The organism is Amycolatopsis arida (genome assembly GCF_900115565.1).
Taxonomy (GTDB): Bacteria; Actinomycetota; Actinomycetes; order Mycobacteriales; family Pseudonocardiaceae; genus Yuhushiella; species Yuhushiella arida.
This window is the reverse complement of the sequence record NZ_FOWW01000002.1, coordinates 823,777-844,889: the sequence shown is the minus strand read 5'-3', so window position 1 is coordinate 844,889 and position 21,113 is coordinate 823,777. Positions and strand designations below refer to the sequence as shown.

General features: G+C 73.4%; 19 protein-coding genes. 10 read left to right on the top strand and 9 right to left on the bottom strand.

Annotated features, from left to right (window positions below; genetic code table 11):
- Nucleotides 1-68: 68 nt before the first annotated feature.
- From BM051_RS08785 to BM051_RS08775, 3 genes are all read left to right on the top strand, one after another.
- Nucleotides 69-854, top strand: a complete 786-nt coding sequence (locus BM051_RS08785) for a metal-dependent hydrolase (RefSeq protein WP_092529491.1) — start codon at nucleotides 69-71, stop codon at nucleotides 852-854.
- Between the two features lie 126 nt (nucleotides 855-980).
- Complete coding sequence (locus BM051_RS08780) at nucleotides 981-1,307, top strand: DUF6247 family protein (RefSeq protein ID WP_092529490.1); 327 nt, start codon at nucleotides 981-983, stop codon at nucleotides 1,305-1,307.
- A gap of 112 nt (nucleotides 1,308-1,419) precedes the next feature.
- Nucleotides 1,420-1,788, top strand: a complete 369-nt coding sequence (locus BM051_RS08775; protein ID WP_177216899.1) for a hypothetical protein — start codon at nucleotides 1,420-1,422, stop codon at nucleotides 1,786-1,788.
- Nucleotides 1,789-1,865: 77 nt separating this feature from the next.
- Here the strand turns inward: BM051_RS08775 and BM051_RS08770 are convergent, their stop codons facing one another.
- The 9 genes from BM051_RS08770 to paaI form a co-directional block, all read right to left on the bottom strand.
- Nucleotides 1,866-2,876: an ABC transporter substrate-binding protein gene (locus BM051_RS08770; protein ID WP_092529489.1), complete on the bottom strand. Its 1,011-nt coding sequence runs from the start codon at nucleotides 2,874-2,876 to the stop codon at nucleotides 1,866-1,868.
- A 109-nt stretch (nucleotides 2,877-2,985) separates the two neighbouring features.
- Entirely contained in the window at nucleotides 2,986-4,206 is a 1,221-nt protein-coding gene (locus BM051_RS08765) for a type III PLP-dependent enzyme (protein WP_243859233.1), read from the bottom strand.
- 6 nt (nucleotides 4,207-4,212) lie between these two features.
- Nucleotides 4,213-5,934 (bottom strand): IucA/IucC family protein, encoded by a 1,722-nt coding sequence (locus tag BM051_RS08760; RefSeq protein WP_092529488.1) that lies wholly within the window; start codon nucleotides 5,932-5,934, stop codon nucleotides 4,213-4,215.
- A gap of 1 nt (nucleotide 5,935) precedes the next feature.
- Nucleotides 5,936-9,118: an IucA/IucC family protein gene (locus BM051_RS08755; RefSeq protein ID WP_092529487.1), complete on the bottom strand. Its 3,183-nt coding sequence runs from the start codon at nucleotides 9,116-9,118 to the stop codon at nucleotides 5,936-5,938.
- Between the two features lie 16 nt (nucleotides 9,119-9,134).
- The gene (sbnB, locus tag BM051_RS08750; RefSeq protein WP_243859232.1) at nucleotides 9,135-10,139 is read right to left on the bottom strand and encodes a 2,3-diaminopropionate biosynthesis protein SbnB; all 1,005 of its coding nucleotides are present in this window, start codon (nucleotides 10,137-10,139) and stop codon (nucleotides 9,135-9,137) included.
- Between the two features lie 10 nt (nucleotides 10,140-10,149).
- A complete protein-coding gene (sbnA, locus tag BM051_RS08745; RefSeq protein WP_134045895.1) occupies nucleotides 10,150-11,160 on the bottom strand; it encodes a 2,3-diaminopropionate biosynthesis protein SbnA in 1,011 nt (336 codons plus the stop codon).
- A 269-nt stretch (nucleotides 11,161-11,429) separates the two neighbouring features.
- Nucleotides 11,430-12,041 carry a TetR/AcrR family transcriptional regulator gene (locus BM051_RS08740; RefSeq protein ID WP_092529486.1) on the bottom strand — a complete coding sequence of 204 codons (612 nt, stop codon included), beginning with the start codon at nucleotides 12,039-12,041 and terminating at the stop codon, nucleotides 11,430-11,432.
- 22 nt (nucleotides 12,042-12,063) lie between these two features.
- Nucleotides 12,064-13,401: a phenylacetate--CoA ligase PaaK gene (gene paaK / locus BM051_RS08735; protein ID WP_166677571.1), complete on the bottom strand. Its 1,338-nt coding sequence runs from the start codon at nucleotides 13,399-13,401 to the stop codon at nucleotides 12,064-12,066.
- Entirely contained in the window at nucleotides 13,398-13,784 is a 387-nt protein-coding gene (gene paaI, locus BM051_RS08730; protein WP_092529691.1) for a hydroxyphenylacetyl-CoA thioesterase PaaI, read from the bottom strand. The genes paaK and paaI overlap by 4 nt, the downstream gene beginning before the upstream one ends.
- A 159-nt stretch (nucleotides 13,785-13,943) precedes the next feature.
- Here paaI and BM051_RS08725 point away from each other — a divergent pair, with 159 nt between their 5' ends.
- From BM051_RS08725 to paaD, 7 genes are all read left to right on the top strand, one after another.
- Nucleotides 13,944-15,134 carry a thiolase family protein gene (locus BM051_RS08725; protein ID WP_092529485.1) on the top strand — a complete coding sequence of 397 codons (1,191 nt, stop codon included), beginning with the start codon at nucleotides 13,944-13,946 and terminating at the stop codon, nucleotides 15,132-15,134.
- Between the two features lie 75 nt (nucleotides 15,135-15,209).
- Entirely contained in the window at nucleotides 15,210-16,067 is an 858-nt protein-coding gene (locus tag BM051_RS08720; RefSeq protein ID WP_092529484.1) for a 3-hydroxyacyl-CoA dehydrogenase family protein, read from the top strand.
- 161 nt (nucleotides 16,068-16,228) lie between these two features.
- The gene (gene paaZ, locus BM051_RS08715; RefSeq protein ID WP_092529483.1) at nucleotides 16,229-18,271 is read left to right on the top strand and encodes a phenylacetic acid degradation bifunctional protein PaaZ; all 2,043 of its coding nucleotides are present in this window, start codon (nucleotides 16,229-16,231) and stop codon (nucleotides 18,269-18,271) included.
- Nucleotides 18,272-18,472: 201 nt separating this feature from the next.
- A complete protein-coding gene (paaA, locus tag BM051_RS08710; protein WP_092529482.1) occupies nucleotides 18,473-19,426 on the top strand; it encodes a 1,2-phenylacetyl-CoA epoxidase subunit PaaA in 954 nt (317 codons plus the stop codon).
- Complete coding sequence (gene paaB / locus BM051_RS08705; protein WP_092529481.1) at nucleotides 19,423-19,716, top strand: 1,2-phenylacetyl-CoA epoxidase subunit PaaB; 294 nt, start codon at nucleotides 19,423-19,425, stop codon at nucleotides 19,714-19,716. The genes paaA and paaB overlap by 4 nt, the downstream gene beginning before the upstream one ends.
- Nucleotides 19,717-19,728: 12 nt before the next feature.
- Nucleotides 19,729-20,613 carry a 1,2-phenylacetyl-CoA epoxidase subunit PaaC gene (paaC, locus tag BM051_RS08700; protein WP_092529480.1) on the top strand — a complete coding sequence of 295 codons (885 nt, stop codon included), beginning with the start codon at nucleotides 19,729-19,731 and terminating at the stop codon, nucleotides 20,611-20,613.
- Nucleotides 20,607-21,110: a 1,2-phenylacetyl-CoA epoxidase subunit PaaD gene (gene paaD, locus BM051_RS08695; RefSeq protein ID WP_092529479.1), complete on the top strand. Its 504-nt coding sequence runs from the start codon at nucleotides 20,607-20,609 to the stop codon at nucleotides 21,108-21,110. The genes paaC and paaD overlap by 7 nt, the downstream gene beginning before the upstream one ends.
- The last annotated feature ends 3 nt before the right edge of the window (nucleotides 21,111-21,113 follow it).

Genomic DNA, 21,113 nt, shown 5'->3' with positions numbered 1-21,113 from the left:
CGGACTGTCGGTGCCCTCCTGCAGACTGGCCGCCGGTTCACGTCGTGGAACGGGAGGGCAGCGCCGGGATGATGGGTCGCACGCACGCGCTCACCGGGTGGTGCGTCGGGTTGGCGCTGGCGCCGGCGATCGGTGCCGGGACGCTGGCGCAGGCGGTGGTCCTGGCCGCCACCACCGCGGGCTTCGCGCTGCTGCCCGACCTCGACCACCCCGGCGCGCGGGCGTCCCGCCTGCTCGGCCCGATCACCGGAGCGCTGTCGTGGCTGCTGCGCCGCGCGTCCGGTGCGCTGTACCAGGTCACCAAGGGTCCGCGGGACGAGCGGCGGACCGGCACCCACCGGCACCTCTCGCACACCGTGCTGTTCGCGGCCGCGCTCGGCGGTGCCACGGCGTTGGGCACCAGCGCCGGCGGGCCGTGGGCGGTGGCCGGTGTGGTGCTGCTCGGCCTGCTGCTCGCCGAGGACGCGCTCGGTGACTGGCTGCTCCCGGTCGGCGGCGCCGGGGTGGTGTGGTGGGTCTACGAGACCGGGCCGACCGCTCTCGACCAGTTGGACGCGGTGTCCGGCTGGTTGGGCGTCGCCGTGGCCGCCGGCTGCGTTACGCACTGCCTCGGCGACGCGCTCACCGAGTCGGGCTGCCCGTTCCTGTTCCCGGTACCCATCGCCGGCGAGACGTGGTACGAGATCCGGCCGCCGCGCTGGCTGCGGTTCCGCACCGGCAAGGCGGTGGAGAACCTCGTGGTGTTCCCGGCGTGCGGGGTGCTGGCGTTGCTGCTCCTGCCCGGCGTCTGGGACTTCGTGCTGAACACGGCCACGCTGGTCTTCACCGACACCGAGGTGACGGCCCAGCCGTAGACCCAAGCGGCACGGGCGGTGGGCGATCGGGGTTCGGTACACGGAGCGCTTCGCTGAGCACATCGCGCGAGCGTTACTCAGCGCGTTGGTGCCGTCGACCGTCGGTGGAGGCGCTATCGTCTCGGTATGAGCACACCGCACGCCGACGACCCGTCGCCGCGCAGGAACTCGCTGGCCCCGGGCGCCTCGCCGGCGGCGATCCGCGCCGCGTTGCTGCCCGAGGACCGCGACGCGTTCGACGATGCCTACAGTGCGGCGTTGGACGAGGCTCGCGCCAGCTTGGACCTGACCGCACTGCTGGATCTGGTGGAGTCGTGGCGACGGATCGCCGTGCTTCAGGCCGACCGGGAGAACTTCGCGCGCGTCGCGCGACGCACCGCCGAGCTGCGCACCGGTGAGCCGGTGCCCGCCGACGAACCGTTGTCGGTGACCCGCGCCAAGGCGGGACTGTAGCCGCTGGGTGTACGAGGTCACTGTTGACGAGCAGGTTCAGAACCAGCTGACCCTGCGCGGAGTCCGGTGAAATCCGCCGGACACCTCGGGACCGGTCGGGGATCATGGCGCGATGCGCGCGCTGCGGGAGCGGACCCGGGCACGCGGGTTCCGGCGGCTGGTCGTGCCGGTGCGGCCCACCGGCAAGCAGGAGTACCCGCTGGTGCCGATGGCGGACTATGTCGCCCGCCGGCGCCCCGATGGCCTGCCCGAGGATCCCTGGCTGCGCACCCACGAGCGGTTGGGGGCGCGGCTGGTGCGGATCGCGCCGCTGGCGATGACCATCACCGGCACCCTCGACCGGCGGCGGGAGTGGACCGGCCGGTCACTGGTCGACGGGGAGAACGTCGTGCCGGGCGGGATCGCGCCGGTGCTGGTGTCGCGCCCGCAGGGCGTGGGCGTCTACGTGGAGCCCAACGTCTGGCTGGAGCACCCGCTCTGAGGCTCCGGACGCCATGAAGGCCACCTTCATTGCATTGAACGCGATGAAGGTGGCCTTCATGGCACGACAGGGCGGGGTCAGCGGGCCGGGTCGACGCCGAAGCGGTCGGCGAGGTCGTCCAGCATCGCATACGCGCCCTGCAGGCTCACCGAGGTGAACCACCGAGTGTCGTCCACGTTGGACACCTCCCCGTCGAGGGTCTGCCACAGCGGGTTCGACTCGAACTGCGCGCGCGGGTCACCCTCGTCCGTGCGCGGGTCGGAGTAGGTGGAGACGAAGATGTGGTCGGCGTCCAGCTGGGTGATGTTCTCCTGGCTGAGGTTCACCGAGATCTTGTCCTGGCTGTCCGGCTGCCCCTCGGGCCGTTGCAGGCCGACGTCGGCCATCACGATCCCCGGGTAGGAGGCGCTGCTGTACAGCCGCACGGTCGGCTCGCCCTCGACGAACCGGACCAGCGACACGGTGGCGTCGCGGCCCAGCTTCGCGCGGATGTTGTCGCCGACCCGCTCGGCCCTGGCCTCGTACTCACCGATCCTGCGCTCGGCCAGCTCCTCCTTGCCCAGCGCCCTGCCGAGCAACCGGATGTTGTCCTTCCAGGTGGCGCCGGTGGTCTGGCTGAACACCGTGGGCGCCACGTTGGACAGCTCGTCGTAGATCTGTTCGTGCCGCACCTTCGCCGAGACGATCAGGTCCGGCCTGATGTCGTAGAGCTGCTCGATGTCCGGTGAGCCCAACTCGCCGATCACCCTGGCGTCCTTGGCGAACTCCTTGTCGGCCGCCGGCAGGTACTCCGGCAGCTGGTCCTCGCCGGCCGCGGGAAACCGGGTGAACGCGACGACCTTCGTCTCCAGCGCGAGCGCGGCGTCGACGTAGCTCGAGTCCAGCGCGGCCACCGTCCGCGGCCGCTGCTCGAGGGTCGTCTCGCCCATGGCGTGCTGGATGGTGCGGGGGAACCCCTCGTCGGCGGCGCCCTGGTCGACGGCCGGTTCGTCGGCGCCGCCACCGCAGGCGGTGAGGGCGAGGCAGGCCACGAGCGTGGCCGCGAACCCCGCACGCCGGAGCGGGCGCGGGCGGGCGGATCTGGACATTCGGTCTCCTCGGGTCGCTGCGCCTGCCCAACCCGTAACGGTTTGGTTAGGCTTGGCTAAGCGACCCTAGGTGGTCGGGAGCGATCGCACAATCCGGGCATTGCCCAGGTCACGTGGCGGGTAGGAACACCTGGTCAGGGTGCGGGTGGCTGAGGAAGTCGTGGTGGGAGATCTCCCAGCCGTAGGCGCCGGCGTGCCGGAAGGCCAGGACGTCACCGGCCCGGACGCGGGCCATCGGCACGTCCCTGGCCAGCACGTCCTTCGGGGTGCACAGCTCGCCGACCACGGTGACCGGCTCGGCGCGGACCTCCGGCCGGGGGAGCTCGGCCGGCCAGCCCTCGCGCGGGTGCACGGTGAACGGGTGGCTGTGCTGCCAGGACGCCGGGAGCCGGAAGTGGTGGGTGCCGCCGCGGACGAGGACGTAGTTGACGCCATGGTTGCGCTTGACGTCGAGTACCTCGGTGGCGTACACGCCGCAGCCGGCGACCAGGAACCGCCCGCACTCGAAGTCGATCTCCCGCCAGTGCTCCGGGAACGTGCGCAGCAGCGCGTCGAGGCCGTGGGTGAAGGCCGGCCAGTCGAACTGGGCGGCGAGGTCGGCGTAGTCGACCCCGATCCCGCCACCGACGTTGAGCACGGTGCAGCGCAGGCCGAACGCGCGCTCCCAGCCGAGCACCCGGTCCCGGTAGTGGGCCAGCATCGCGAGGTGGGCCTCGGCGGAGAGGTTGTTCGACAGCGAGTGCAGGTGGAAGCCGGCCAGCCGGACACCCGGCAGCGACCGGGCCGCGCCGACGGCCGCGCCCAACGCGGACTCGTCGATGCCGAACTGGGTGGGCCGGCCGGCCATCGCGATGGTCGCCGCCGGGAAGGGGCCGGCGAGGTTGACCCGGAGCAGGACGTCGACCTCGTGGCCGAGGCCGGTGGCGACCGCGGAGACCCGGTGCAGCTCGAGCACGCTCTCGACGTGCAGGCGGAGCGCGCCGGCGCGGACCGCGGCGGCGATCTCGGACTCGGTCTTGGCCGGGCCGCCGACGATCACCGGTGCCCCGGGGGCGGCCGCGCGGGCCTTGGCGAGCTCGCCGCCGGAGGCGACCTCGAAGCCGGCCACGCGGGGGGCGAGCGTGCGCAGGATCGGTGCCGCGCTGTTGGCCTTCATGGCGTAGAACATCCGGCAACGCGCCGGCAACGCGGCGACGACGGCGGAGACGTGCGCGGCGAGGGCGGCGAGGTCGTAGACGTAGGCGCACACGGGCTCGGTCCGCGGGCACCGCGCGGCGACCAGCGCGCCGATCTCGGCGTCGATCGGGGTGACCGGCTCGGTCAGGGGCACCGGAGGTCACCCCTGCCCGAGGGGGTTCGGGACCGCGTGCAGGCGCAGCTCGGTGTCGGGGAGCAGCCGGCGGGTGGTGAGCTTCTCCACGGCCACCGTGAGCTTGGTGACGTCGAACAGCGCGAACCGTTCGGCCAGCTCGGGACGGCGCTCCCGGTAGTCCCGCAGCGCTGCCCGCACCACCGCCCAGAACTCCCGCTCGGCGAACCCGTACGCCTCCGCCAGCAGGATCGCCAGCTCGCCGAGGTTGACGAAGCAGAACGCGTCCAGCAGGAAATCGGTGACCAGGTCCACGTCCCCGGTCTCCAGGAACGAGTTCCGGTTCCCGTGGTGCGCCGGCGTGCCGGCCAGCTCCGGGCAGCGCCCCGGCTCGGCCAGGTGTGCCCGGGAGAACCGCACCCCGTCGTGGAAGTCCTTCAGCGCCACCCGCGCCGGCCACCCTTCCCGGTGCACCAGCGCCATGTTCTGCGCGTGCGCCTCCAATGCCACCCCGTGCGCGCACAGCACGTGCACCAGCGGCACCACGGCGACCTCCACCAGCCGCGCCACCCACTCCCGCACGCCGTATGCCCGCAGCCACCCCTCGACGAACGGCGTGCCGTCCCGCTCCCGCGCGGTCAGCGCGGTGAACGGCGCGGCCGCCTCCCCCGGAGCCAGCTGAGCGTGCAGGCTCTCCCGCCACACGCACGCCAGCGCGCCGTACCCCTCGGCGCCACTTCCGGCGGGGGCGGCCACCGAGCTGCCCATCACCTCGCCGAGCAGGATCACCTCGTCCAGGTCGGGGTCCCCGCGGGTGATCCCGCGCAGCCACTCGGTCACCGGCGCCGCGTTGCGCACGGTGTGCGGCGCCAGCACCCTGCTGGTTGACGTGTTCACAATGGACAGTGCGAGCTTGAGGTAGGGCCGGTGCGGCGCGCTCGCGCAGGCCAGGGTGCGGACCGACTGCTGCGCGCGGAACTCGTCCGGGTCCTCGCCCAGCACCACCAGCTCACCCCGGCGCAGCCGCTCGGCGAACACCCGCCCCACCCGCTCCCGCCACTGCCACGGGTGCACCGGCAGCATCGTGTACTCCGCGGGGTCCGGGTCCCACCGCGGGCCCACCTGCCCGCGCAGGAACTCGGCCTCGCGCAGCTCCCCGGCCACCGTCACCTCGGTGACCGACCGGTGTGCGGCCAGCCACAGTGGACGGACCGGGCGGGCGAACTCCGGCCCGAACGCGAGGTTGTCCGCCAGGTCGAAGCCCACCCGTGACTTGTACGTCGGGTGGTAGCGGTGCCCGTCGGTGACCGTGGACTCCAGCGTGTCGTGGTCCGCCCCGGCGAGCACGTCGCCCCGCTCGGTCCGCGCGTACTGCGCGAGCGCGTCCTTGACCAGCGTCTCCGCCAGCTCGGCGGTGAACCGGGCCAGGTGCTCCTGGTCGGCCACCAGCGCGTCGCGCGCCTCGGTGAGGAACGCGGTGACCGACTCGGCCTCCACCCCGTCGCGCAGCACCGGATCCGGCCCCACGGCCACCCTGCCGAAGCCGAACCGCCGGCGCGCGGTGAACTCGTAGCACACCGGTCGGCCCCGCTCGTCGACACCGTCGACCGCGCACCGATCCGCGCCGGCGGGACGCGTCCGCAGCGCGCCCTCGTAGCACAGCGACTCCAGCAACTGCCGGAACACTCGCCGGCGGACGGCCACGTACTCCGGCGAAGCCAGCGCCGCCTGGACCCACCGAGCCTCCACGTCAGCCCTCCCGAAGCGGATTGGGAACGTCCACGTACCAGGGGCGCTCGCCGCGCCCGGCGAACCGGCTCAGCAGGTTCGCCTTGGCCGGCAGCGTCTCGTCGGCGAGCAGCGCCCGGCCGTAGCGGCCGGCCGCGTCGCATCCGGCCACCGCCTCGCGCGCCACCGTCCACAACCGACCCTCCGGCACCGTGCCGTACCGGCCGAGCACGTGCACCAGGTGACCGAGCTGGTTGGTCACCGCGTGGTAGCGCAGCCGCAGCCACGCCTCCTCGTCCGGGTACCGCGCCGGGCTGCCCGCGGGCAGGTCGCCGGCGCCGCGCTCGCTCACGCTCACCCCCTCCAGGTCGCGGACCAGGAACCGCGCCGGCCACCCGCCGTCGAGGCACAGCAACGAGTTCTGCACGTGCGCCTCGAAGCTCACCCCGTACCGGGCGAACACGATCAGCAGCGGCAGCAGCGAGAGGTCCAGGTACCGGCGCAACCACTCCACCGGGTCGCGCACCAGCCCGGCGAGCTCCGGCGGGCCACCGCCGGGAGGCTCCTCCAGCAGCGCCGCGAGCACCCGGGGCGCCCGCCGATCGGCGACGAACGGGTTCGCCCGGTACACCACCCCGAACTCGGCCGCGAGCGCGTCGCCCACCACCGCGGGATCCAGCGTCCGGAACCCGCTCTCCCGTAGCACGCCGAACCCCGGGAACTCCCGGCCCAGCGGCAACCGGTCGACCACCGCCGCCGCGTCCGCCGCCCTGCGAAGCTGTTCCATCGGGTTGTTCCGGACGAAGTTGGTCACCCGCACGTGCAGCGGCAGCTTCCACATCGTCGGGAAGTCGGGATCGCACACCGTGCGCACCGACGACGTCGGGTACACCGGCGCGCCGAGCGGGCCGAGCGGCACCAGGTCGAGCGCCCGCACCTCCGGCCGGTCCAGCAGGTGCCGCGCCTGCCACGGGTGCACCGGCAGCGCGGCGAACCCGGCCGGGACGTGCCGGGCGACCTCCGCCGGCACCCAGGGCCCCGGCCCAACCCGGCGCTGCGTCACCAGGCGGGGCGGGACGGCGACGTAGTGCGGCACGAACGACGCGCCCAGCTCCGGTGCGTACCGCTCGAGGTCCTCGCCGGTGAGCCCCTCGGCCGACTTGGGCGTCGGGTGGAACGGGTGGCCCAGCAGCACCCCCTGCTCGGCGTGCCGGGTCAGCGCCCGCGGGTCGTCCGCCGGGGCCGGGCGGTCCGCGCGCAGGTAGCGGGCCGACCGCTCGACGCTGTGCGCGATCTGCCCGGTCAGCTCCGCCACCCGACCCGCGGCATCCGGCACCGGCGCCCGCCGGGCCACTTCCTCGACCAGCGCGGCGACCAACTCGCGGTGACCGAGCCGGCCGCCGTCGGGCCGAAGGGCCGCGCCGTAGTCGTGCTGCCCGGTCAGTGAGCGGTGGATGACCTCGACCGCCACGTCGCCCGGCAGCCGCAGGCGGCCCACGGGCACGTCGTGCCGGCCGGTCTCCCGCAGGAACGCGTTGAGCACCCGCCGCCGCGCCGCCAGCCACGCCAGTTCCCGGGCGCCCTCGACCAGCGGGTTCGGCACCTCGCCGGTGCCGGCCGGCATGCTCACCCCGCCGCCGCGGCCCCGCCGCAGCAACGGCCCGAGCACCTGCCGGCTCGGCCACACCGGCGCGCGCAGCAGGTGCCTGGCGACGACGTCCCGCACGGAGTCGGGCGGGTCCAGTTCCGCCAGCGCCTCCGTGGTCGCCGCCAGCACCCGCGCCCACAGTGCCCGCTCGGGGACGCCGTACCGTCGGCCGAGCGCGTCGGCGATGCCGTAGAGGTTGACCTGCACCCCGAGCGTCTGCAGGTAGCCCAGCAGCGCCTCCGGCGCCTCCAGCCGCAGCGACTGCGGCGCGCCCGGCTTCACCCGGTAGCCCGGCTCCGGGATCCCGGCCGCGGCCATCCATTTCGGACACACCCGGAGGGTGTCGTGGTCGCGCAACACGAGCCGCGCCGGCCGGCCGGCCCGGACCACCACCAGCACGTTCTGGCCGTGCAGCTCGGGCAACACGCCGTGGCGCAGGAAGCCCAGCCCGACCCGGAGGAACAGCGCGGCCAGCTCGCCGAAGAAGGCCAGCGGTCTCCTGTGGAACACCGAGTCGAGGTCGGCGTTCGCGGCCAGCGCGGCCATCGGCAGGGCGAGTGCCGTCAGCGCCTCCTCCGGGAGGTGGCGCACCTGCGCGGCGAGCAGGCCGGGGCGGTCGGCGAACTCGTCGTCCGGCCCGGCATGCCAGCCGCACCAGGTGCGCTCGTCGCAGGCCAGCACCAACGCGGCCAGCGCGGGATCCCGGTCGAGCACGGTGCGCAGGGTGGCCTCGGCCAGCTCGGAGTTGGCCAGGTAGCGCGGCGGCAGCAGCCTGGTCGCGCCCAGGGTGGTGACGCCGAGCGGCAGCTTCACGTGCCGGGCCGGCGTGTCGGCGGCGATGAGCGTGCGCAGCGACGCCGTGGGGTGGAACCGGCCGAGCCCGCGGGCCAGCGGGCGCACCACACCGGCGGCGAGCTCGGCGGCGAACTCCCGCGGCAGCACGCGGTCGAACTGCCAGGGATGCACCGGCAGCGCCAGGAAACCAGGCGGCAGCCTCCTGGCCAGGCGCTCCCGGTCGGCCGGTCCGAGCAGCAGCTCGGGCAGCGCGGCCGAGCCGGGCCCGCCGCCGAGGCGCAACCGGTCGGCCCGCACGGCGACCCAGTCCAACCCGAGCGGCTCCGCCCGCGCCGTCCCGTACTCGGCGACCTCCGCCGCCGTCCACCCGGACACCGCCCGCGCGGTGGGGTGGAACGGTCGGTTGCGGGTGGCCGCCAGGTGCTCCCCGGCGCGCAGGTCCACCGGCCGTGGCGCGCCCGCCGAGCGCAGGACCTCGGCGTGCGCCACGGCGTCCCGCAGGTCGGCGCACACCTGCGCCCGGTGCGGGAACTCGGCGTCGAGCAGCTCCACCAGCCCGGCCGGGGTGAGCGGCCGGCCGTCGTGGCACACCGGCCCGCCGGTGTACCGGTACCGCTGCAGCGCGCCGCCGTCGCGCACCCGCAGCCGGAACCGGCCCACCCGGTACTCGCCGGCCTCGACGACGCCCTCGCCGAAGCCGCACAGGTTCTCCTGGATCAACGCGTCGACGAGGTCGCGCATCACCAGCTCGGCGGCGTCCATCAGGAGAGCCCAGCCACTAGTACAGGTCCAGCCAGGTGCCCACACCCTGGCGGCGGGCCCGGGTGTACACCTCCGCCGCGCAGGCGATGTCCTCCACGGCCATGCCCATCGGGTTGAGCAGGATGATCTCGTCGGCCGACTCCCGGCCGGGGCGGGTGCCGGCGAGGACCTCACCGAGCTCGGCGTGCAGCCGCTCCCGGGAGAACTTCCCTTCCAGCACGAGCTGGTTGATGACCTTCCGCTCCCGGTTGCTCTGTTCCCAGTCGTCCACCACGACCTTGTCGGCGTTGAGGAAGACGTCCCTGTGGACGTCCATGATGGACACGTTGGCGACGAAGGCGCCGGGCCGCAGCCAGGCGAACGGCAGGTACGGCCGGTCGGTGACCGTGCACGGGATCACCACGTCGCCGGCCCGCGTCGCGGCCTCCGCGCTGTCGGCCACGTGCACGGCGAGCCCCGGCCGCCGCTCGGCGGCCCGCCCGGCGAGTGCCTTCGCCGCCGCCGGGTTGGTGTCGTACAGGTGCACGCCGGCGATGTGCGGGAACCGTTGCAGCAGCGCGCGCAGCTGCGTGCTCCCGATCAACCCGCAGCCGATCAGTGTCACGTCGGTGAAGCCGGGCCTGGCCAGCCGCTCCGCCGCGAGGCAGGTGACGCCGGCGGTGCGCCACGCGCTGATCAGCGCGCCCTCGAGCACGGCCACCGGGTAGTTCGTCGTGGGGTCGTTGAGCACGATCACCGCGCTGGCCCGTTCCAGCCCGCGGACGGCTGGGTTGTCGTGCTTGCTGCCGATCCACTTCAGACCCGAGTGGTCCGGGACGTGGGCCGGCATCGCGATGATCCGGTCGGCGATGTGCCCGCCCTCGCCGGTGCGCAGGTAGGGCTTGAGCGGCTGGACGGTGCGACCCTCGGCGTGCGCGACGAGCGCGGCGCGCAGGGCGGTCACGTACAGCTCGGCGTCGGCGCCGCCCACGGCGACGATGTCCCGGCGGTTCAGGTACAGCAGGCGGGGGCTGGGTGACACGGGATGCTCCTCAGGGTGTGCGGGCGTGGCGGCGGTCGCGGGCGAGGGCCAACCAGGCGTCGTCGTAGACGAGGTCCAGGTACCGGTCGCCGCGGTCCGGCAGGATCGCCAGCACCCGGCAGGGCCGAGGCAGCCCGGGCAGGGCGCGGGCGATCGCGGTGACCACGGCACCGCTCGATCCGCCGGCGCAGATCCCCTCCGCGGACAGCAGCTCGCGGCAGCCGAGCGCGGCGTCGACGTCGTCGACGTGGACGACGTCGTCGATCTCCTCGGGCCGGCACAGCTCCGGCACTCGGCTCGCGCCGATGCCGGGCAGCTCGCGGGGCCCGGGGGCGCCGCCGAAGATCACCGAGCCCACCGCGTCGACGGCGACCACCCGCAGACCGGGGAAGCGCTCGCGCAGCCGGCGGGCGCAGCCGAGGATGCTGCCGGTGGTGCTCACCGCGGCGACGAGGTAGTCGGGCGGGTGCACCAGCTGGGCGGCCAGCTCCGCGCCGGTGCCGTGGTAGTACGCCTGCCAGTTGCGGTCGTTGGCGTACTGGTTGACCCACAGCGCGCCGGGGGTCGCGGCGAGCAACTCGTCGACCCTGCGCAGCCGCGTGCCCAGGTAGCCGCCCGTCTCGTCGGGCTCGCTGACGACGTCGATGTCCGCGCCGAGCCGGCGCAGGATCGCCAGGTTGGCGCGGGTGACCTTGGGGTCGACCACGCAGGTGAAGCGCAGGTCGTGCACCCTGGCCGCGGTGGCGAGCGCGATGCCGAAGTTGCCGGAGCTGCTCTCGACGAGGCGGGTCTCCGGCCGGATCGAGCCGTCCCGCAGCCCGCTCTCCACGATGTAGCGCGCCGAGCGGTCCTTCATGCTGCCGCTCGGGTTCATCAGCTCGAGCTTGGCGACGACCTCGACGTCGGGGTCCGGGAACAGCCGGCGCAGGGCCACCACCGGGGTGCCGCCCACGCAGTCGAGAACGGAGTCGCGCACGGATTCGACGGGTACGGGCTCGACGAGCGTGTCGGGCGCGGTCACGGCACTCCTAGGACAGCGGTCGGCGGGCAAGGTAAGTCTTACCTTAGTGCCGGGGTGACTGTAAACAACGAATCCGCCACGCGTCGTCACGTCCCCTTAGGACAGCGCGAAGAGACAGCGACATATCGACATGTCGCCTCCATCCGCTGTGTCCGCGCCTCATGCACACGTGATCGCGCCGCACGACGCGGACACCCGTGCACGGAACGCGGACACATGTGCACAGAACGCGGACACGTGTGCACGGGGCGCGGACACACGCGAGGGGGTTAGCGGACGCGGATGCCGTCGAAGGCGATCTTGGCGACGGCGTCGGCGATCTCCTCGGCTCCGGCGCCGCGGCGCGGCTTGTACCACTCGATCAGCGAGTTCACCATGCCGAACAGCAGCCGGCTGGTGATGGCCGGGTCGATGTCGGGGCGGATGTCGCCTTCGGTCTCGGCCCGCGCGACCAGGTCGGCGACCATCCGGTCGAACTCGCGGCGGCGGGCCAGCGCCGCCCGCTCCACCTTCGTGTTGCCGCGCACCCGCAGCAGCAGGGTCACGAACGACAGCTGCTCCACCAGCACCGCCACGCTGCCGCGGACCAGGTGCTCCAGCCGGTCGATCGCCCGCCCCGGCACCGACTCGGCCTCCTCGGCCACCGCGAACAGCCCGTCCAGCGCGCGGTTCACCGCCACCCGCAGCAGCTCCTGCTTGCTCGGCACGTGGTGGTAGATCGCCGACTTGGTGATGCCGAGCTTGCGGGAGAGGTCCTCCATGCTGGTGCCGTCGTAGCCGCGCTCGTTGAACAACCGCACCGCGACCTGGAGCAGCGACTCCAGGTCGTAGCCCGGCCGACCCCTGCGGGTACCGGGCCGGGACGGCGGTGCGCTGGTCATGGTCGCAGTATTTCAGGGGTGGCTAGCGGTTTTCCCGCTGGTCGACGATGCGGCGCAGCTTGCCGACCGACCGTTCCAGCGTCTCCGGGTCGGTCACCTCGACGTCCACGCTCACCCCGACGCCGTCCTTCACCCTGTCGGCCAGCTCCGCGGCCGCGGCCGGCCGGCGCTCGGCGGGGGTGTCCGCCCGCGCCTCCACCCGCACGGTCAGGTGGTCCAACCGCTCCCGCGTGGTGAGCACCAGCTGGAAGTGCGGCGACAGGCCGGTGGTGCCCAGCACCATCTCCTCGATCTGGGTGGGGAAGAGGTTCACCCCGCGCAGGATGATCATGTCGTCGGACCGCCCGGTGACCTTGGCCATCCGCCGGTGCGCCGGCCGCGCGGTGCCGGGCAGCAGCCGGGTGAGGTCGCGGGTGCGGTACCGGATGATCGGCAGTGCCTCCTTGGTCAGCGAGGTGAACACCAGCTCGCCGCTCTCGCCGTCGGCGAGCACGGTCCCCTCGATCGGGTCGATCACCTCCGGGTAGAAGTGGTCCTCCCAGATGTGCAGCCCGTCCTTGGTCTCCACGCACTCCTGCGCGACGCCGGGCCCCATCACCTCGGACAGCCCGTAGATGTCCACCGCGTCGATGCCGCCGCGCTCCTCGATCTCGGCCCGCATGGCCTCGGTCCACGGCTCGGCGCCGAAGATGCCCACCCGCAGCGAGGTCCGCCGCGGGTCGATGCCCTGCCGCTCGAACTCGTCGAGCAGGGTGAGCATGTACGACGGGGTGACCATGACGACCTCGGGCCGGAAGTCGGTGATGAGCCGCACCTGCCGCGCGGTCATCCCGCCGGACGCCGGGACCACCGTGCAGCCGAGCCGCTCGGCGCCGTAGTGCGCGCCGAGGCCGCCGGTGAACAACCCGTAGCCGTACGCCACGTGCACCATCTGTCCCGGCCGCCCACCGGCCGCCCGGATGGACCGCGCCATCACCTCCGCCCAGTTCGCCAGGTCCCGCTCGGTGTAGCCGACGACGGTCGGCTTGCCGGTGGTGCCGCTGGAGGCGTGGATCCGGCGCACCCGCTCGCGCGACACGGCGAACATGCCGAACGGGTAGGTCTGCCGGAGGTCCTCCTTGGTGGTGAACGGGAACTTCGCCAGATCCGCCAGCGAGCGGCAGTCGTCGGGGTGCACCCCGGCCTCGTCGAACTTGCGCCGGTAGTGCGGCACGTTCCGGTAGGCGTGCCGGAGTGTCCACTGCAGACGCTTCAGATGGAGGGCGCGCAGCTCGTCGCCGCCGAGCCGCTCGCCCGCGTCGAGCTCGACCGTGTCGACACCGGCGGGGGCGCTCGCCACGTCGTCGGGTGTGGTGGTCACGGTTCTTCCCTGCTTCGCTGGATGGTTCGGCTGCGGCCGCGGAACTCGGCGATCACCGTGCCGTCGCCGCGGGTCACGGTGACGTCGTAGATCCCGCTGCGGCCGTAGCGGGTGCGCTCCTCCGCCGTCGCGACGAGGTCGTCGCCGAGCCGGGCGGAGGTGACGAAGGTGATGTCGGCGCCGGCGGCCACGGTCACCGGGCCATGGCTGTTGCACGCGCAGGCGAAGGCGGTGTCGGCGAGCAGGAACACGTAGCCGCCGTGGGCGATCCCGTGCCCGTTGACCATGCTCTCGGTGACCCGCATCCTGGCCACGGCACTGCCGCCGACGGCCTCGACCAGCTCCATGCCGAGCGCGCGCGAGGCCCGGTCCGCGTCGAACATGTCGTGTGCCGCGTTGTGTACGTCGGCCGGCGGGTGGGACACCGCGTGCACCGCCTCGAATGAAACGCTTACTGACCGAATGGACGGTTGATAATGTGGACCAAGTAAAGGCAGTGCTGCAGCCGCTGTCAAGGGATTCCGTCACCCGGAGGAGAAGCCGTGCCCGAGGCGTTCCTTGTCGATGCCGTCCGTACCCCGCAGGGCCGCTACGGCGGTGCGCTGGCGGGGGTCCGGCCGGACGATCTCGCCGCGCTGGTGGTCGGCGAGGCGGTCCGCAGGGCCGCGGTGCCGCCGGACGCGGTCGACGAGGTGGTGCTCGGCGCGGCCAACCAGGCTGGTGAGGACAACCGCAACGTGGCGCGGATGGCGGTCCTGCTCGCCGGGTTGCCCGAGGAGGTGCCCGGCTACACCGTCAACCGGCTGTGCGCCAGCGGCCTCACCGCGGTGCTCTCGGCCGCGCAGGCGATCCGCGCCGGCGAGGCCGACGTCGTGGTCGCCGGCGGGGTCGAGTCGATGACCCGCGCGCCGTGGGTGATGGCCAAGCCGGGCACGCCGTGGGCGCGCCCCGGTGAGGTGGTCGACACCTCGCTCGGCTGGCGGTTCGTCAACCCCAGGTTCACCGAGGAGCCCGAGCGGAAGCTGACGCTGTCCATGGGGGAGACCGCGGAGGAGGTCGCCGCGCTGGACGGGATTGGCAGGGCCGACTCCGACGCGTTCGCGCTGCGCAGCCACCAGCGGGCGGTCGCCGCGGTGGAGGCCGGCCGGTTCGACCAGGAGATCGTGCCGGTGCCGGTCGGCGACACGGAGGTCACCGCCGACGAGGGTCCCCGGCCGGGCACCAGCCTGGACAAGCTCGGCCGGCTGCGGCCGGTGTTCCGGCGCGACGGCATCGTCACCGCCGGCTCGTCGTCCCCGCTGTCCGACGGCGCCGCGGCGGTCGTGCTGGCCAGTGCGGAGGCCGTGCGCCGGCACCGTCTCACGCCGCGGGCGCGGATCGTGGCCGGGGCGAGCGCCGGGGTCGCCCCGCGGCTGATGGGGCTCGGCCCGGTGCCGGCCACCGAGAAGCTGCTCGCCCGCACCGGCGTCGCGCTGGACGCCATCGGGGCGGTGGAGCTGAACGAGGCGTTCGCCGCGCAGAGCCTCGCGGTGATCCGCCGGCTGGGGCTGGACGAGGAGCGGGTCAACGCCGACGGCGGCGCGATCGCGCTCGGCCACCCGTTGGGCTGCTCCGGCGCCAGGCTGGTGGTCACGTTGCTGAACCGGATGGAACGGGAGGACGCCGCGCGCGGCCTCGCGACGCTGTGTGTCGGTGTGGGCCAGGGCGTCGCGGCGCTGGTGGAGGGGGTGTGAGCGGAGCTTGCGGAGCGAACCGTTGAACACAGCAGCCTTGGCGAACGCCGTCGACGAGTGCCAGCGAGGAGGGGCATGAACAGGATCGACGAGCCGATCGGGGTGATCGGCGGCGGCCGGATGGGTGCGGGCATCGCACAGGTCTTCGCCGCCATGGGCGCCGAGGTCACCGTGGTGGAGGGCGACGCGGCGGCGGCCGAGGCCGCCCGGGAGCGGATTCGCGGTGGGCTCGACCGGGCCGCCGAGCGCGGGAAGCTCACCGAGCCGGTGGCCGACGTGCTGGCCCGCGTCCGGCTGGGCACCGACCCGGCGGAGCTGCCAGCCGGCGCGGCGCTCGTCGTCGAGGCCGTGCCCGAGCGGGCCGACCTCAAGGTCGCCGTGCTCACCGCGGCGGAGCGGGCGGTGTCACCGGAGACCGTGCTGGCCACCAACACCAGCTCGCTGTCGATCGGCGAGCTGGGTGCCGCGCTGGCCTCCCCGCGGCGGTTCCTCGGCATGCACTTCTTCAACCCGGTGCCCGCGTCGAAGCTGGTGGAGCTGGTGCTGGGTGAGCGGACCGCCGACGACGTGCGCGACCGCGCGCTGGGCTGGGTGCGCGCGCTCGGCAAGACCGAGGTCGTGGTGCGCGACTCGCCGGGCTTCGCCACCAGCCGGCTGGGCGTGCTGCTCGGCCTCGAGGCCATCCGGATGCTCGAGGAGGGCGTGGCCGACGCGACGTCCATCGACACCGCGATGGAGCTGGGCTACCGGCACCCGATGGGGCCGCTGCGCTCCACCGACCTGGTCGGGCTCGACGTCCGGCTGGCCATCGCCGAGTACCTGCACCGCACGCTCGGCGAGCGGTTCGCCCCGCCGCGGCTGCTGCGGGAGAAGGTCGAGCGCGGCGAGCTGGGCCGCAAGACCGGCCGGGGCTTCCACACCTGGCCCGACTGACCCCGGCCCCCACCCCAATGCTCGCCATGAAGGTGGCCTTCATGGCATCGGGGCGGGGTGGTGAGGCTTTTCCCCGCGCGGGGTCGGGGCTACCATGACTTACTGAACGTACGGTTGGTAATTCGCCTCGCCCCCGTGACCCGAGGAGGTCGGCCCGCACCGTGTCCGCTCCGAACCCGCTCCGCAGCTACGTCTCCGGCCACTGGCACACTCCCGACGACGAGGGCACCCCGCTGCACGACGCGGTGACCGGGGAGGAGGTCGCCCGGATCTCCTCGGCCGGCATCGACATGGCCGCCGCGCTCGACCACGGCCGCACGGTCGGCGGCCCGGCGCTGCGCGAGCTGACCTTCCACCAGCGCGCCGCGCTGCTCAAGGCGCTGGCCTCCCACCTGCGCGAGCACCGGGACGAGCTGTACGCCCTGTCCGCGCGCACCGGCGCGACGACGGGCGACTCGAAGTTCGACGTCGACGGCGGGATCGGCGTGCTGTTCGGCTACTCCAGCAACAGCCGGCGGGAGCTGCCCAACGACACCGTCTACGTCGAGGGCGCCGTGGAGCCGCTGGGCAAGGGCGGCACGTTCGTCGGCCAGCACATCGCGACCCCGCTGCGCGGTGTGGCCGTGCAGATCAACGCGTTCAACTTCCCGGTCTGGGGCCCGCTGGAGAAGTTCGCCCCCGCGTTCCTCGCCGGCGTGCCCAGCCTGGTCAAGCCGGCCAGCCAGACCGCCTACCTCACCGCCCGGCTGGTGGAGCTGATCCTCGAGTCCGACCTGCTGCCGCCCGGCTCGCTGCAGCTGGTCTGCGGCGGGGTCGGCGACCTGCTCGACCACCTCACCCCGCAGGACCTGGTGTCGTTCACCGGGTCGGCGTCCACCGCCCAGCGGCTGCGCACCCACCCCGCCATCGTCCGCAACGCCTTGCGGTTCAACGCCGAGGCCGACTCGCTCAACGTCTCCGTGCTCGGCCCGGACGCCCGGCCCGGCACGGCCGAGTTCGACCTCTACGTCAAGCAGCTGGTCACCGAGATGACCGTCAAGGCTGGCCAGAAGTGCACCGCGATCCGCCGCGCGCTCGTGCCCGCGCAGTTGCTGGACGACGTGGCGCAGGCCGCCGCCGACCGGCTGGCGAAGGTCAGCGTCGGCAACCCCGCCAACCCGGACGTGCGGATGGGCGCGCTGGCCAGCCTGGAGCAGCGGGAGGAGGTGCGCCGCTCGCTCAAGGCGCTGCTGGACGCGGGCAGCGTGGTGTTCGGCGACCCCGAGCGGGTCGAGGTGGTGGACGCCGACCCGGAGCGCGGCGCGTTCGTCTCGCCGGTGCTGCTCCGCGCCGACGATCCCGGCCGCGCCGAGCCGCACGAGGTCGAGGCGTTCGGCCCGGTGTCCACTGTGCTCCCGTATACCGGGGTCGGGGAGGCGATCGAGCTCGCCGCGCGCGGCCAGGGCAGCCTGGTCGGTTCGGTGGTGACCGGGGACGCCGACTTCGCCCGTGAGGTGGTGCTGGGCGTGGCGCCGTGGCACGGTCGCCTGCTGGTGCTCGACGCCGACGACGCGAAGGAGTCCACCGGTCACGGCTCGCCGCTGCCGGCACTGGTGCACGGCGGCCCTGGCCGCGCCGGCGGTGGCGAGGAGATGGGCGGCATCCGCGGCGTGCTGCACCACATGCAGCGCACCGCGGTGCAGGCCAGCCCGACGGTGCTCGGCGCGGTCACCTCCCGCTGGGTGCCCGGCGCGCCGAGGCGGGAGGGCGAGGTGCACCCGTTCCGCAAGAGCCTCGCCGAGCTGCGGGTCGGCGACAGCGTGGTGGCCGGCCCGCGCACGGTGACCCGTGAGGACGTCGACCACTTCGCCGAGTTCACCGGCGACACGTTCTACGCGCACACCGACGAGGCCGCGGCCGCGGAGAACCCGCTGTTCGGCGGGATCGTCGCGCACGGCTACCTGGTGGTGTCGTTCGCCGCGGGGCTGTTCGTCTCGCCGGAGCCCGGCCCGGTGCTGGCCAACTACGGGCTGGAGAACCTGCGCTTCCTCACGCCGGTGAAGCCGGGTGACGCGCTCACCGTGACGCTCACCGCGAAGCAGATCACCCCGCGGGAGAACGCCGACTACGGCGAGGTCCGCTGGGACTGCGACGTGACCAATGCCGACGGTGAGTCGGTCGCCAAGTACGACGTGCTCACCCTGGTGGCCAAGGAGGCGTCATGAGCGAACATCGCGGAGCTTGCGGAGCAGCGCTCATGAAAGCCGACCGGGTGCGGGTGTCCCGCAAAGCACAGGAGGCGTCATGAGTGAACATCGCGGAGCTTGCGGAGCAGCGCTCATGAAAGCCGACCGGGTTGGGCCCCCGCTGTGGCACGCTTTTCCGCCACAGCAGGGGAGGGTGTCCCGCAAAGCACAGGAGGCGTCATGACCACGACCACGCCCCCCGAGGCCGAGCACTTCGACCGGACCATCGAGCGGGACCAGCGGATCGAGCCGCGGGACTGGATGCCCGAGGACTACCGGAGGACGCTGGTCCGGCAGGTCGCCCAGCACGCGCACTCCGAGATCATCGGCATGCAGCCGGAGGGCAACTGGATCACTCGGGCGCCGTCGCTGCGGCGCAAGGCGATCCTGCTGGCCAAGGTGCAGGACGAGGCCGGGCACGGGCTCTACCTGTACTCGGCGGCGGAGACGCTCGGCGCCGACCGCGCCGACCTCACCGCGCGGCTGATCAGCGGCCGGCAGAAGTACTCGTCGATCTTCAACTACCCGGCGCTGACCTTCGCCGACGTCGGGGTGATCGGCTGGCTGGTGGACGGCGCGGCGATCTGCAACCAGGTGCCGCTGTGCCGCAGCAGCTACGGGCCCTACGCGCGGGCGATGATCCGGATCTGCAAGGAGGAGTCGTTCCACCAGCGGCAGGGCTACGAGCTGCTGATGACGATGATGCGCGGCACCGACGCGCAGCGGCGGATGGTGCAGGACGCCACGAACCGCTGGTGGTGGCCGTCGCTGATGATGTTCGGCCCGCCCGACCACGACTCGCCGAACACCGCGCGGTCGATGGCGTGGAAGATCAAGCGGCACACGAACGACGAGCTGCGGCAGCGGTTCGTCGACATGACCGTGCCGCAGGCCGAGGCGCTCGGCGTGACGCTGCCGGACCCGGAGCTGCGGTGGAACCCGGAGCGCGGGCACTACGACTTCGGCGAGATCGACTGGGCGGAGTTCAAGCAGGTGGTCTCCGGCAACGGCCCGTGCAACGAGCAGCGGATCACGCACCGGCGGCGGGCCCACGAGGAGGGCGCCTGGGTGCGCGAGGCCGCCGCGGCCCACGCCGCGAAGCAGGCCGCCCGGACGAGGGAGGTGGCGGCATGAGCGAGACCAGGTCGGAGTGGCCGCTGTACGAGGTGTTCGTCCGCGGCAAGCGCGGGCTGAACCACGTGCACGTCGGCTCGCTGCACGCCGCCGACGACGAGATGGCCCTGCGGCACGCGCGCGACCTCTACACCCGGCGCAACGAGGGCGTGAGCATCTGGGTGGCGCGCTCGGAGCACATCACCGCGTCCAGCCCGGACGAGAAGGACTCCTTCTTCGCGCCGAGCGGCGACAAGGTGTACCGGCACCCCACCTTCTACCAGATCCCGGACAACGTTCCGCACATGTGAGCAGGCCGCACCATGAGCTTCGACAACGCCTACGAGGCGATCACCGCCGGCAACGACGACGCCCGCTGGGCGTTCGGCACCGGGTTCGCGGACCCGTTGTCCGGGGTGGACCGAGAGTTACCGTCCGAAGTGGACCGCGGCGACCTGGCGGCGTACTGCCTGATGCTGGGCGACGACGCGCTGGTGATGTCGCACCGACTCCAGGAGTGGTGCGCGGACGCCCCGGAGCTGGAGGACGAGGTGGCGCTCGCCAACATCGGCCTCGACCTGCTCGGTCAGGCCCGGCTGCTGCTGTCCAGGGCCGGGGAGGCCGAGGGCGCCGGGCGGGACGAGGACGCGCTCGCGTTCCTGCGGGACGAGGCCGAGTTCCGCAACGTGCGGCTGACCGAGCTGCCCCGCGGGGACTTCGGCGAGCTGGTCGCCCGGCTGCTGGTGTTCGCCACGTGGCGGCTGGCGCTGCTGACCCGGTTGGTCGACTCGCGCGACCGGGTGCTCGCCGCGATCGCCGCCAAGGGCGTCAAGGAGGTCACCTACCACCGCGACTACGCCGCCCAGTGGGTGGTGCGGCTCGGCGACGGCACCCCGGTGTCGCACGAGCGGGTGGCCGCCGGCCTCGCCACGGTGTGGCCGTACGTCGACGAGCTGTTCGTCCCGCACGCGGTGGAGCGGCGACTGGCCGGTGCCGGGGTCGCGGTGGACCCCGCCGAGCTGCGCGCGGAGTTCGACGACGTGCTCGCCCAGGTGCTCGGCGCGGCGACCCTGGAACGGCCGGAGCTGCCGGGCCGTCCGGGGGTGGCCGGCCGCGCCGGGCGGGACGGCGTGCACACCGAGGCGATGGGCTACCTGCTGGCCGAGCTGCAGAGCGTGGCCCGCGCCCACCCGGGGGCGACATGGTGACGACACTGAACGACGCGCGGGCGGTGGCGGAGACGGTCACCGACCCCGAGCTGCCCATGCTCACCCTCGCCGACCTCGGCGTGCTCCGGGACGTGTCCGAAGAGGACGGGACGGTGATGGTGACGATCACCCCCACCTACTCCGGATGCCCAGCACTGGAGGCCATGCGCGACGACCTCGTGCGGGCGCTGCGGGAGGCCGGGTACGAGCGGGTGGAGGTGCGCACCGCGCTGCGCCACGCGTGGAGCACCGACTGGATCACCGAGGCGGGCCGGCGCAAGCTCGCCGAGGCCGGGATCGCCCCGCCGGGGCCCGCACCGCGTCGCGCGAGCGGGCCGGTCCCGCTCACGCTGCGCCCTCCGGCCAGCCGAGTGCGCTGCCCGCGGTGCGGTTCCCCGGAGACCGAGGAAGTCTCCCGGTTCAGCGCGACGGCGTGCAAGGCGTTGCGCCGCTGCCACGCCTGCGCCGAGCCGTTCGAGCACGTGAAGGAGCTGTAGCCG